Annotated in this window: 13 protein-coding genes; 4 read left to right on the top strand and 9 right to left on the bottom strand. The window is 71.6% G+C overall.

The features are described from left to right. The first annotated feature begins 32 nt into the window (after nt 1-32). Nucleotides 33-419: a DUF2267 domain-containing protein gene (locus IE244_RS14140; protein WP_191873865.1), complete on the top strand. Its 387-nt coding sequence runs from the start codon at nt 33-35 to the stop codon at nt 417-419. A 47-nt stretch (nt 420-466) separates the two neighbouring features. On the opposite strand, the gene IE244_RS14135 is transcribed toward IE244_RS14140, so the two are convergent. From IE244_RS14135 to IE244_RS14120, 4 genes are all read right to left on the bottom strand, one after another. Further along, entirely contained in the window at nt 467-1150 is a 684-nt protein-coding gene (locus IE244_RS14135) for a dienelactone hydrolase family protein (RefSeq protein ID WP_191873864.1), read from the bottom strand. 438 nt (nt 1151-1588) lie between these two features. Continuing rightward, nucleotides 1589-2059 (bottom strand): GNAT family N-acetyltransferase, encoded by a 471-nt coding sequence (locus IE244_RS14130; RefSeq protein ID WP_229854135.1) that lies wholly within the window; start codon nt 2057-2059, stop codon nt 1589-1591. A gap of 209 nt (nt 2060-2268) precedes the next feature. Then, nucleotides 2269-2727, bottom strand: coding sequence for a pyridoxamine 5'-phosphate oxidase family protein (locus IE244_RS14125; protein WP_191873862.1), 459 nt, complete (start codon nt 2725-2727; stop codon nt 2269-2271). Between the two features lie 102 nt (nt 2728-2829). Beyond that, nucleotides 2830-3225, bottom strand: coding sequence for a GNAT family N-acetyltransferase (locus tag IE244_RS14120; protein ID WP_191873861.1), 396 nt, complete (start codon nt 3223-3225; stop codon nt 2830-2832). A gap of 444 nt (nt 3226-3669) precedes the next feature. Between IE244_RS14120 and IE244_RS14115 the strand changes: the two genes are divergently transcribed. Both IE244_RS14115 and IE244_RS14110 read left to right on the top strand, forming a co-directional pair. Beyond that, a complete protein-coding gene (locus tag IE244_RS14115; protein ID WP_191873860.1) occupies nt 3670-4068 on the top strand; it encodes a hypothetical protein in 399 nt (132 codons plus the stop codon). 155 nt (nt 4069-4223) lie between these two features. Next, entirely contained in the window at nt 4224-6350 is a 2127-nt protein-coding gene (locus tag IE244_RS14110) for a hypothetical protein (protein WP_191873859.1), read from the top strand. A 122-nt stretch (nt 6351-6472) separates the two neighbouring features. On the opposite strand, the gene IE244_RS14105 is transcribed toward IE244_RS14110, so the two are convergent. The 5 genes from IE244_RS14105 to IE244_RS14085 form a co-directional block, all read right to left on the bottom strand. Beyond that, on the bottom strand, nt 6473-8659 hold the full coding sequence (locus tag IE244_RS14105; RefSeq protein ID WP_191873858.1) for an MMPL family transporter: 2187 nt from the start codon (nt 8657-8659) through the stop codon (nt 6473-6475). 164 nt (nt 8660-8823) lie between these two features. Continuing rightward, nucleotides 8824-9477 (bottom strand): maleylpyruvate isomerase N-terminal domain-containing protein, encoded by a 654-nt coding sequence (locus IE244_RS14100; RefSeq protein WP_191873857.1) that lies wholly within the window; start codon nt 9475-9477, stop codon nt 8824-8826. 102 nt (nt 9478-9579) lie between these two features. Next, a complete protein-coding gene (locus IE244_RS14095; RefSeq protein ID WP_191873856.1) occupies nt 9580-9945 on the bottom strand; it encodes a 5-carboxymethyl-2-hydroxymuconate Delta-isomerase in 366 nt (121 codons plus the stop codon). Nucleotides 9946-10074: 129 nt separating this feature from the next. Continuing rightward, nucleotides 10075-10722 (bottom strand): DUF6518 family protein, encoded by a 648-nt coding sequence (locus IE244_RS14090; RefSeq protein WP_191873855.1) that lies wholly within the window; start codon nt 10720-10722, stop codon nt 10075-10077. A gap of 209 nt (nt 10723-10931) precedes the next feature. Next, a complete protein-coding gene (locus tag IE244_RS14085; RefSeq protein ID WP_191873854.1) occupies nt 10932-11777 on the bottom strand; it encodes a helix-turn-helix transcriptional regulator in 846 nt (281 codons plus the stop codon). A gap of 86 nt (nt 11778-11863) precedes the next feature. Here IE244_RS14085 and IE244_RS14080 point away from each other — a divergent pair, with 86 nt between their 5' ends. Continuing rightward, nucleotides 11864-12664 (top strand): SDR family NAD(P)-dependent oxidoreductase, encoded by an 801-nt coding sequence (locus tag IE244_RS14080; protein WP_229854091.1) that lies wholly within the window; start codon nt 11864-11866, stop codon nt 12662-12664. The last annotated feature ends 20 nt before the right edge of the window (nt 12665-12684 follow it).

The raw sequence follows: 12684 nt of genomic DNA, 5'->3' as shown, positions 1-12684 counted from the left end.
GTGATGGCGTGCGACGACATTGGGAGGCCGCCGTGCAACTGGAAGAGTTCCTGACCCAGGTCCGCGACCGGGGGGAGTACCGCAGCCGGGAGGAGGCCGAGCACGTCTGCGAGGCGGTGCTGTGGGTGCTCGCGACCCGGATCGCTCCGGAAGAGGCCGACGAACTGGCGGCACGGCTGCCCGCCCCCCTGGGCGAGGCGCTGCATCTGGACCGAGGCCGCCCGGAGTCGTTCGACTGCGACGAGTTCCTCCGGCGCGTGTCCGTGCAGACCGGCGCCCGGCCGCGCACCGCGGAGTGGGACGCCGACGCGGTGTTGTCCACGGTCGCCGACGCGGTACCGGACGGGCAGATCCACCATCTCCTGTCCCAGCTGCCGACCCGCTACGCCGAGTACTTCGGAAGGTCGAACGCGCGCTGACAGGCGGCTTCCCGGACAGGCCCGCCCGTGCTGCCCGCCCCGGCCGGTCACGCGTCCCGCCGCGTGGCCTCTCCGGACTCGCGCGGGGCGCGCAGCTGGTCGTCGCACCACTGCCTGGCCGCCTCGGCGACGTGTTCCAGAGCGCCGGGTTCCCCGAACAGGTGGGTCGCCCCCGGCACGACGGAGAGGGAGTGCGGAGCCCCCAGGCGCCGGGCGGCCTCCTCGTTCAGCTCCAGGACCTGCTGGTCCAGGCTGCCGACGAGCAGCAGGACCGGGGCCCGCACCTGCCCCAGGGCCTCGCCCGCCAGATCGGGCCGGCCGCCTCGCGACACCACGGTCAGCACCCGGTCCGGGCGCTCGGCCGCGGCCACCAGCGCCGCGGCGGCACCCGTACTGGCGCCGAACAGCACGACCGGGAGGCCGCGGGTGTCGGGCTGCGTGTCCAGCCAGTCGATCGCGGCCACGAGGCGCCGGCCGAGGAGCGCGATGTCGAAGCGGTGCTCGCCGGTCAGGGCGTCGTGCCGCTCCTCCCGTTCGTTGAGCAGGTCCATCAGCAGCGTGCCGAAGCCGGCGGTGCGCAGCTCGGCGGCGACCATCCGGTTGCGCGGACTGTGCCGGGAGCTTCCGCTGCCGTGCGCGAAGAGCACCACGGCCCTGGACGCCGCCGGGACGACAAGGTCACCGGGGAGCGTGGCGTCGCTGGTGGGCACGAGAACCATGTCGGAGATCATCGGCTTCACTTCTTCCACGCCTGGCGGTTCGGCGGATCTCGACGACCCGGATGTCCCCCACCCCGCCTCTCCACCATATCGGCCGGACCCCGCTGCTGCCGGGTCGCCGCGAGCAGCGGTACGGGGTCGGCCGGTCACCTCGCCTGACGGGCGGCGCCTGCCCTGGCCGGCGGCCTGCGGGGACCGGCGGCCGGCGGCCTGCGGGGACCGGCGACGCCGTGATCCGGAGCGCGCGTGTAACTGCACATCGCCGTGCAGATACGGGATCCGGCCCCCTCGGTCCGCCGGGCTGAGTGCGTGCGGGCTTCGGGTCGTTCCGTTGCGCCTGCTGTGCGGTGCGCTCGCGCCCCTGTCCGTGCTCTGCGGCGCCTGCCGGGCGGCACTCGCCGACCGGCCGCCGTGACGGCCACGCTCATGGTTCGCACGGGCGGCGGGGACTCACAGATCCTTGCGCATGAGGACGCATGTCGTCTCGTACCGGCGGATCACACCGTCCGGTCCTTCCTCGTCCCATGCGTCCGGGGCACTGCCGTACGCGACGTACCCCAGACGCTCGTACAGGGCACGCGCCCGGGGATTGCCCTCCTCCACGGCGAGCTCGGCCCTGCGCAGGCCACGTTCCGCGATGCGCTGTTCGGCGGCCCGGATCAGCAGCGTTCCCAGCCCGCAGGACTGCACCGCCGGAAGCACGCCGAGCTGCCACAGGGTTCCGGCTCCCTCGGACACCTGGTAGTCGATGCCGCCGATCGCCACGGGCAGATCCGCCGGCGTGCACACGGCGAGGTAGTCCACCTCGCCCGCCGAGGCGCGCGCCAGCTCCCGCTCGACCTGACGCAGATGGTGGGCCGAGCCGGACCAGGTGCAGGCGGGCAGATCCCGGGGCAGCAGGTCCCGTACGCGGACGGGTATGACGACGGTCGTGTCGGCGGGGCGTGGGGGTGCGGTCGGCCCGGTGGATCCGGTGCGTTCGCTCTTGGTTGTCACGGCGTGAGCATGGCGTGCGCGGCGCCGGCCCGGCAAAGGATTTCTTCCCCACCCTCGTGGCGCGCGGACGGGCGGGCTTCGCTCCTCGGCGGCGGGCGCTGCACCTGCGGCGTCGGGGAACTCTCCTGCCGGAGCTAGCCGTTGACGTCCAGAGCCGTCCCGTAGAGCCGTTCCACCCGCAGGCGGATCACGATCCGGCGCTCGGCGGCCTGCTGCTCCAGGAAGGCGTCAGGGTCCTCCGGCTGCGCGGACGGCGGGATCATCGCGAGCAGTTCCCGCCCGACCGCGTCACCGGGCACCGTCGTGGTCTCGGAGACCTCGGCGGTGCCCTCGGCGACGGCGAAGGACCACACGTCGCCGCCCTGCACATGCAGCGCTGCCCGCGGGTCGCGTCGCAGGTGTTTCGCCTTCACACGGTCGGCCGTCGTGGACAGCCGCAGAATGCGGGCCTCGGGGTCCCAGGAGTAGAGCATGGTGGTCAGATGGGGATGGCCGCTCTGCTTCACGGTGGCGAGGGTGCCGAACCGCTGCTTGGCGAGCAGCTCGGAGAGGGCGTCGTCGGACAGGGGGCGGGGCGCGGGTCCATGGGTCATGCCGTGATCAACTCCGTTCCGCGTCACCGGTATTCCTGTCCCACCCCCGGCTCGGGCGACCAACGGGCCGGCCCGGCGCTGCGGAAGGCACCGCCCTCGGTGTCAGAGAGCGAGCAGCCCCGCCGCCGTCTCCCGGAAACCGCACGCCTCGAAGTAGAACGGGCGAAGGTCTTCCTCGAAGTCGGCGTGCAGCCACTCGCACCCGGCGGCGCGGGCCCGCTCGGCCGCCGTCGCGACGAGCCGGGTGCCGACTCCCCCGGTACGGCGGTGTTCGGCGACCACCGTGTCCAGGACGAAGGCGTGCGCGCCCCCGTCCCAGGCCACGTTGACGAAACCGACCAGCGTCCCGTCCTCCCAGGCGCAGACCCAGCCGAGGCTGTGGCGCCGCAGTCGCTCGCGCCAGTCGGTCCGGCCGGCCGGATGGCCGAAGCCGGCGGCGTGCAAGGCGTCGAGGGCCGCGTTGCCGAACTCGCCCCGCCACTCATAGGTGATCTTCATGTCCGGATCGTAGGGTCACGATGGCGTCGGCCGCTTCCAGGCCCGCACGCTCGGGGGTGACCAGGAGCGTGGTGCGGCAGCAGGTGGCGTCGAGGAGCCCGACATCGTCGGGCCGTCCCCGCCGAGCAGCGTGTCCCAGCCGTCGGACAGGGACTCGAACGGCACCTCTCCGAAGCGGCCCGCACGTTCCGAGAGTTCACCACCAGCAGGCCCTTGATGATCCACCGCCTGCCCGACCCGCGCCGCGGCCGCGGCTCGTCACAGCGGGCCCGCCTTCTCCTCCCCCACCACTTCATCGGCATCCATGGCCCTACGCGCCCCCGTACGCGCCGGATCCCGCCGAGAAGTTCCGTCATGCCCCTCCGGCGCCCCAGGCGGGCTGATCGTCCACCTCCCGGGGCGGCAGGAATGATTCCAGTCGGCGGTGGGCCGCAGACTGGAGGCATGAGCAGATTCGCAGAGGTCATCGTTCTGGCACGGGACGCCGAGGAGGTCATGGAACCGCTGACGCGCCGGAACCCCGACCGGGAGTGGCATCAGTGCTTCACCCGGGTCGACGACTCCGTCTTCGCCGGCACCGGCACGGGCTCACGGGAGTGCTACATGTGGGTCGTCCAGTTCGTCCGCCACAACTGGCGGGGACTGCTGGCGCATCTGGAAGCCCTGCCCTGGCCCGACCCGCACTCCGTCCAGGTCCTGGTCCATGACGAGGAGGACGACTGCTTCGGCCTGTGGATGCTCTACGACGGCAAGCTCACCGAGGTTCCTCTGCCGCGCACCACCCGTGTGCGGGATCCCCAGGTCAGCGTCACCGGCATGCTCGGCCGAACCGACCGGGGCTGACCGGCCCGGCGCCGGCCGACCGCCGGCCGCTTCCGAGAGCGGCCGAACCCCTCCTTGCGCTCCCGGATTTGGCCTGAGTGCACCTGCAAGGAACGCCCGCCGCGAGTCTACCGTCGGGGGGATGTCACGTACGCAGATCGGGGGTGCGTTCGGCCATGCGCGAAGCGGACATGGACGTGTACCGGGCAGGTACGCGGGAGTGGAGACGCCGGGTCACGGCGGTCCTTGTGGCACTGGTGGCCGTCGCTGTGGCGCTGGTCGGTACCGGGTCCGGCAGCGCGCCGCCGGCCCGGGCGGCCACGGCGGCCGGCCCCGGCGGGCCGAGCACACCCCCGTACACCAAGTGGGGGCCACCGCTCACGGTCCGCACCATCAACGGCCGTAAGACCTACATCGACGCCAACGGCGTGCCGCACGTGCTCGGTTCCAGCGGTGACACGGCGGACGCGGACCAGGCTCTCACCTTCATGAACCGCAGGCTCGCCAAGGACGGGCTGGCGTACGACCCCAAGACCAGGACCGGGTCCGAGTACCTCTTCCAGGACGAGACGAACCGCCTGGAGGAGAAGGCGAGTGTCGGCGACGGCGTGGCCGGCACCACCTCGGACATGATCAAGGTCACCTGGAGCGACGGCCGGCTGATCAGCGTCGAATCGGTCGACTCGACGGCCACCGTCCGCACCGGCGCCGACCCCGCCGACCTCGACTCGATCAGCAAGACCATCACCAACAAACTGCCTGGCGGCAGAAAGAGCCAGAGCGGCAACGTGGTCTTCACCGCGACCACGGAGGACCAGGCCAAGGCGGTGGCGGAACGGTTCAGGGGGAATCCCAACGTCCGCGTGATCCACCCCGGTTCCGGCTACGACAGCGGGGAACTGAACACCGAGGCCAAGGGGGTCAGGTCAGCGGCCGGCTCCGTCTTCGTCGGGCCGGGAGACTGCCCCGAGGGCCAGTCGCAGAGCGGGTTCCGGCGGTCCGGCGGCCCCGCCCGCGCTCGGTACGCCGGTTTCGCCGCACGCGGTGCCATCGGCTGCGGCGAGTCCCCGGCACCCCGCGCGGGCGGCCTGGCCAAGGGGCTCTCCGAGCCCGAACAGGCGCCCGGCGGAATCGACTTCTCCCAGCTGGAACTGCGGTACCTCGCCGATTCCGGGCCGCACGCGGGCGGACTGCGCTACGCGTTCCAGGCCCCCTCGGCCACGTCGCGGCACGGGAGCGCGCTGACGGGGCTGGCCCATGCCGCGCAGGCGTCCGACTCGTTCTTCACCTGGCTGGAACTGGAACCCTCGACTTTCTGGGTCAACCTCAACCCGAACGAGCCCGACCGCATCGTCGACTCCCGGCTCGGCCGGACCGACGCGGGACGGGTGCTGTTGCAGGCGGACCTGACGCTGAAGAAGACGACCGGCAAGCTGATCCACCCGGACAGCGCACTCGGCGCGGACTTCTGGCGAGGGCTCTCGGGGAACTGCATGTCGTTCCGCACATGGATCGTTCCGGCGCCGGCGACGGTGTACGTGAAGGGGGATGAGCTGTACATCCTCAAGTCACCGTTGAACGTGCAGATGGAGGCGCAGTACCTCAAGCAGCACGGCAGCTCGGGCGCCGTGTCGTGCCCCGAACAGGCCAAGTCCGTGCAGGATCACAACGAGGCGCTGTTCCGCCGGCTGATCCTGCCCAAGGTGGTCAAGGCGGTGAACACCGCGCCCGAGTACGCCGATCTGCGGCGCGTGTATCTCAGCCGGGTCGCCGCCGAGTGGTACCGGAAGCTCAGTCTGCGCAAGAGCACGATGTACGCGGGGCTGATCGACCAGGGGGACGTCAGCGGCCTCACGACGCGCGAGGACTGGACGCCGATCGACACCTTCCACGCATACGTACGGTCGTACACCAAGGGCGAGTTCAAGGTGACACACCGTACCCGCAAGGGCAACACCCTCTACACGAGGACGTACATCTACGGCGGTGTCGACTTCTCCCGGGTGCCCTTCGCCTCCGTGACCGATGCTCAGCTGAAGGCGTCTTCACCCACGCTGACGCGTGATGTGGGCCAGTCCCTGAGGGCGCCGACCACGGACAGGGCGAAGGGGCAGGTCTGGCTCGGCGGAGGGGTGCCGGTGGCCGCCCCGGGCGACGCGGCCTCGGGCGCGCCGGACAGCGGGGCGACCGCGGCACCGAACGCGGGGGCCGCCGTACCGCGGTGGCTGGTGGCTCTGGCCGTTCTCGCCGCGCTGCTGGTGCTGCGCCTGGCGGTACGCCGGCGACGGACCGGACGTCGATAGCACCGATCCTCGTGGCTTCGCGTGGACGTGGGGCCGCCGGGCCGCATCTCGCGCGGCCCGGCGGAAGGGGGTCCTGCCCGACGCTGACCGCCGGGCAGGACCCATGTCACTCGTGTCCGCCGCTAGTTGCGGCGTCCCGCGCGATCGTGGGTCACGGAGTCCCGGTCGGCGCCTGGCGCCGATGCGGAACCGCTGGATCCGGTGCCGACCACGGTCACCTCGGCGCGGTCGCCGTGTCCCGGCCACCACGCGGCGTGGCCGATCAGCGCGGTCAGGCTCGGGGTGAAGAACATCGCCATGACGAACGCGGCGACGGCGATGCCGAACGACACCGCGAAACCCATCTCGGTGAGCAGCGAGTTGCCCGCCAGCATCATCGTGGCGAAGGTCGCCGCCAGGATGAAGCCGGCCGCGGCGACGGTCGGACCGGCGTGCCGCAGTGCCATGCCCGCCGCCTCGCGCGGCTCGCGACCCTCGCGGGCCTCCTCGCGGAGCCGGGCGATCATGAGGATGTTGTAGTCGGTGCCGATGGCGACCACGAACAGATACATGATCACCGGGAGCATGAACATGAGACCCGAGTGCCCCTGACCCTCCTGGAAGATCCACACGGTGGCGCCGAGGGTGGCGCCGAACCCGAGGCCCACCGAGGCGATCAGGTACCAGGGGGCGACCACGCTGCGCAGCAGCAGGCCCAGGATGACCATGATGAGCAGGGCGGCCACCGGGAAGACGGTGCGGTAGTCGTGGTTGACCGCGGTGTTGATGTCCTTGAAGATCGAGGACATGCCGCCGACGACCGCCTCGGTGCCGTCAGGGGCGTTGGCGTGGGCGACGTCGCGCACCCGTCCCACCGCGTCGATCGCCTTGTCCGTGGACGCCTCGTACTTGAGGGTGACGGTGAAGTCCGCGGTCGTGCCGCCCTTGTTCAGCTGGGTCATACGGGCGGCCGCGACCCCGTCCACGGCCCCGAGCTTCTGGGCGTACGCGGCGAAGGCGGCCTTGTCCAGCGGCTTGCCGTCGGTGCTGGAGAGGTAGACGTCGGTGGGTGCCGCGGCGCCCGCCGAGTACGCCTTCTGCATCTGGTCCTGGACGACCATCGACTCCTTGGTCTTCGGCATGGAGCCCGAGGCCAGGTCGAAGGTGGCGTGGAAGTCGAGGGTGCCGAGCGACAGCACGAGCAGGATGAGGCCGGACACCCCGGCGGTCAGCGCCGGGCGGCGCTGCACGCTGCGGCCGAGGGCGGCGAACCGGGCGTTCTCCGGCTCCTTCTGCCAGGACTTGGAGGGCCAGAACACCTTCGGTCCGATGAGCGAGACCACGGCCGGGATCAGGGTCAGGCCCGCGACCAGGGTGGCGGCGACCGCGATGGCGAGCGCCGGGCCCATCTGCTTGAGGAAGCCCAGCGTGGACAGCACCAGCGCGAGGAAGGCGATGATGACCGCGCCCGCCGCCGAGGCGATGGCCTCACCGACCCGGTCGACCGCGTTGATCATGGCCTGCTTGGGTTCGTCACCCGCGCGCAGGCGTTCGCGGTAGCGGAACATCAGGAAGAGGAAGTAGTCCGTGCCCACGCCGAACAGCACGACGATCAGGATCGACGAGATCGAGCTGTTGGCCTGCAGGTCGAACAGCTTGGTGGCGTACGCGATCAGGCCGTTGGCGACGGCCGACACGAGGCCGATCAGCACCAGGGGCAGGATCGCCAGGATCGGTGCCCGGAAGATGATCAGCAGGGTCACCAGGATGATCACGAAGGTGCCTATGCCGATCAGCGCCTGTCCGCGCTTGGACGAGTCCTGCTGGTCCAGGGCCTGCGCGGCGGAGCCGCCGAGCTTGACGTCGAGATGTGTGCCCTTGGCCAGCGCCTTGACGTCGTCGCGCAACACCTTGGCCGCGTCCGCCTGTTTGGGCTGGCCGGCGTTCTTGCTGTCCATCTGGACCAGGGTCAGGTCATACCTGCCGTCCTTGGACGGCTGGCCGGGGACGACCTTCTGCACCTGATCGATGTGCTTGCTGCCCAGTTCGGTGGTGATCCGGGCGATGTCCTGCTTGTCGGCGGCGGTCAGCGTGCCGCCGTCGGTGCGCTGGTACAGCGCGATCGCGGAGGGCGTGAAGGCGCTGGGGAACGCCTTCTGCTGAAGGTCCGCCGCTTTGATGGATTCGTAACTCTTGGGCAGGAAGCTGCTCTCGTCGCTGTTCGAGGGCAGACTCGGAGCAGTGGCGACGATCGCCACCGCGGCGATCAGCCATGCCACGATCGTCCACACGGGATGTCGGACGACGGTGTTGCCAATACGTCGGAACATGCGGAAGGTCCTCCTGGACAGGAAGATCACCGCAGCCCGGGGAGCGGTCCCTGGCATCGGCGACCCCGAACGGCACGTGGGTGACGAGCCGGTCGAATGGTTGTCTTAAGGCCACATGGTAGTGACCGAATAAGAAGATCATCTCATCAGGTACCCCGGGTCACTCAACCGAGAATGAACGGGAGTTGGGCGGCGACGGCACCCCACTCGGCCTTCTCGGCACCGGTCGGCGTACGGCGTCCGGTACCGATGAGCAGGGCGTCCCGGTCGGAGAACGAGGCGGGGAACGCAGTCCCGGCGATCCTCTCCAGCGACGCGCGCACCGCCGCGAGGGTCTCGGCGGGCGGCTCCACGGCCGACGGCAGATGTGCGGTCAGGTCGAGGTGGTGCAGGGTCCACTCGACCACGTACGCGGACAGGTAGTCACCGGTGGTCAGCACCTCGCCGCGGGTGCCGACGCGGGCGGCCGGATCGGCGAGCCGGGCCGCACGGCCCGCGGCCGAACCGACGTCGTCCAGGTGGAACTTCAGCAACCTCGGCTCGCCGTATGCGGCGGCCAGCCGAGGGATCAGGGCGTCGAGCGGGTCCTCGCCGGTCGGCGGCTCGACAAGCCTCCAGTAGGTGACCGCGTCCACGGTCGGTTCGGTGTCGGCCGGAGTGACGAGGGTGATCAGGACGTCCTGGGCGTCGATGACCAGGTGGCACACCAGGTCCCTTACCAGCCAGCCGGTGCAGCCGGACGGCAGCTCGAAGTACTCGTCCGGGAGTTCGGCGACCGCGGTGAGCAACGCCGTCCAGGAGCGGGAGAAGAGATCCACCGCGGCAAGGTAGTGCGGGCGCGGCGGGGCGGACAAGCGAATTCGGACGGGCAGCGAAGGCGCCCGGACGTAAGCCGGAGCGAACGGCGGTGGTGGGCGGGCTCACCGCGCTGAGGGTGACAGCCGGTAGGAGCCCGCGAGGTCCCGCACCTCCACCGAGACGACCGCCTGCTCCTCCGCGCCGTCGTCGGTCGGCAGATGCTTGGCGAGCAGCGCCAGGACGCTCTCGGACAGGTGCGCCTTCCGCCTCTCGGGGCGGCCGGGCATGAGGCCGATCTCCACGTGCACGAAAGCGGTCTCGCCGCTCGGCCCGTCCCCGACGTACGTCGTCGCCGGACGGACCAGCGTCTTGCACACGCCCGAGGTACCGGACTCCTCGACCACGAGCGGGTGCAGCTCCTTCACGAGGGCGGAAGGATCGAAGGTTTCGGCCAGGCGGGCGGAGTAGTCGATGGTGAGGTGCGGCATGAAGGACCTTCCCCTGTGCCCGTGGTTTCACTAGGCAACTATTTTCCCTCATGCCACCGTGCGGCTTCACCGCGCCCCCTCTCGGACCCTCGCACCCGGTGCGCGGCCGGTGCCGGGACGCGCCCGGGGTCAGGCCGAGAGGGCCTGAAGGGGCAGTTCGACGACAGCGTAGGCGAGCGGCGCGAAGACCGCGGCGGCGGCCAGCGTCGCGGCACGCTGCTTGTGTGTGGCGGCCATGAGCAGCGGGATGAGGACGAAGAGCGCCAGGCAAGCCCACGCCTGCGCCGCGTGGTGGAGCTTCCAGGCGTATGCCAGGCCCTCCATGCCGAAGAGCCCGGCCGGCGCGGCCAGGCCGATGACGCGGCGGCGCGCGTCCCGGCCGCTGTGCCACCAGTGGCCGGCGACACCGAACAGCGGTCCCGCCACACAGGCCATGGCGAGCCACACGAGCGGGAAGAACAGGTCCCCCGCGCCGTCCCGCCCGAACTCGGCGAAGCCGTAGTACCCGACGACGAGCGCCGCCTCCGCAGCGAGACCGCCGAGCGCCGCACGGGCGGCGCTGACCTCGCGGTACAGCACGGCTCCGACGGCGAACGCGACCGTGGACCAGACCGCTCCGGAATTGGCGATCTGCTGCCAGGCTCCGGGGAGCCAGCCCTGGGCCAGATTGGTGAGGACGCCGAGCAGCAGGCCGACGACCGCCGCTGTCGCCGCGGCACCGCCCCGCGCGCGCGGTCGGCTCGCCGGTCCGGCCGGGCCGGCCGTTGTGGTCGTCATCGTCGCCCCCACAGGTCCAAGTGCCACGCCGGGCACTATACACAGTGCGTATACACACCTTGTATACCCACCGCGTGTTCGCCGGGTGCGGCTGCCTGCGGACCACGGTCGGGGACATCGCCGCGGCGGCCGGCGTCACCGGACGCACCGTTCCTTCCCCTCCGCGGGAGACCTCGTCTTCGCCGAGATCCCGGACCCGTCGCGTTCCGTCAGCTCCGGACGGCATCCGAGGCACGCTCCGACAGCAGCCGCAGTGCCTGCTCGGACGGCGTGCCGGGAACGGCGGTGTAGATCACGACCTGCTGGTCGCGGTCGGCGAGGGCGAGCGCGTCGCAGTTCACCGTGACCGGTCCGACCAGCGGATGCTGGAACGTCTTGCGGAGAGTGGGTTCGGCGGCCACGTCGTGGGAGTCCCACAGCCGGGCGAACTCCTCGCTCCCGGAGCGGAGTTCGCGGACCAGACCGGTCACCTCGGGATCCTCGGGGTAGCGCGCGGCGGCCGTGCGCAGCCTGCGCGCCGCGTGCCGGGCGAACGCGTCGACGTCGGAGACGCCGTACAGCCGCCGTCCCCCGGCGCGCGGCCCGAGGAAGGCGCGGCGCGCGAGGTTGCGGTCGCGGCGCGACAGCGTCGAGAAGTCCTCCATCAGGGCGGCGGCCAGCTCGTTCCAGGCGAGCACCTCCAGCGTGGCCGAGGTGACGAAGGCCGCCGACCCCGGCAGCCGGTGCACCAGGTCGAGGATGCCCTGCCGCACCTCGCGCGAGTGCCCGGGCGCGGGGCCCGGCGACGCGTCGGCCAGGAGATGCAGGTGCTCGCGTTCGGCGTCCGACAGGCGCAGGGCGCGGGCGAGCCCGGCCAGCACCTCACGGGACGGGCGCGGGCCGCGGGCCTGCTCCAGACGCGTGTAGTACTCGGTCGAGATGAACGCCAGAAGCGCGACCTCCTCGCGGCGCAGCCCCGGGGTACGGCGGCGCGGCCCGGCGGACATTCCCACGTCGGCAGGGCTGATCCGCTCGCGCCGGCTGCGCAGGAATCCCGCCAGTTCTGCTCGGTCCACCCGCCCAGTGTGAGCGCGTGCCGCGAGCCCATCCAGGTACTGCCGGTGCCTGGATGGGCCCTGGGTGCGGGCGCAGGCTCGCTGCCATGGACGACACACGGACCACCCGCACCTCCGCCCCGGTCGCGCCGGGCCTGCTGGCCGGCAAGGTCGCCCTCGTCACCGGCGCCGGACGCGGGATCGGCGCCGCCGCGGCGCGGCTGTTCGCCCGGGAAGGGGCCCGGGTGCTGCTGGCGGCCCGCACCGAGGAGCAGCTGGCGGCGGTGACCGAGCGGGTGCGGGCGGCGGGCGGCACCGCCGACCACGTCGTGTGCGACCTGGCCGACCCGGCGAGCGTGCGCGCCGCCGTGGACCGTGCCGTCGCCCTCCACGGCCGGCTCGACATCGCCTTCAACAACGGCGCGACGATCCAACCGCCCGGCCCCATGGACCGGTTGTCCGAGGCCGAGTTCGACCGGGTGTACTCGGTGAACCTCAGGGGTGTCTGGCTGGCCATGGTCGCCGAGGTCACCGCCATCCGGGCCACCGCCGGGACGGGGGCCATCGTCAACAACTCGTCCATCGGCAGTCTGCGGGGCAATCCCGAGCTGCCGGCGTACGGTGCGATGAAGCGGGCGGTGAACAGCCTGACGGAGTCGGCCGCCGTGACCTACGGCCCGGAAGGCATCCGCGTCAACGCGATAGCACCGGGCAACACGCTGACGCAGATGATCAGGGCCTGGGAAGCGGAGTCCCCCGGACTTCAGGACCGGCTCACGGCACTCACCCCGCTGCGCCGCGCGGCCGCCCCGGAGGAGATCGCCGAGGCCGCCGCATGGCTCCTGAGCGACCGCTCCTCCTTCGTGACCGGCACGGTCCTGCGGGTCGACGGCGGCGCACGGGCCTGACCTGGGGCCGGCGGGGCCCG

Source organism: Streptomyces filipinensis (assembly GCF_014649495.1).
GTDB classification, from domain to species: Bacteria; Actinomycetota; Actinomycetes; order Streptomycetales; family Streptomycetaceae; genus Streptomyces; species Streptomyces filipinensis.
The sequence above is the reverse complement of the archived record's forward strand: the minus strand, read 5'-3'. Positions and strand labels throughout refer to the sequence as shown.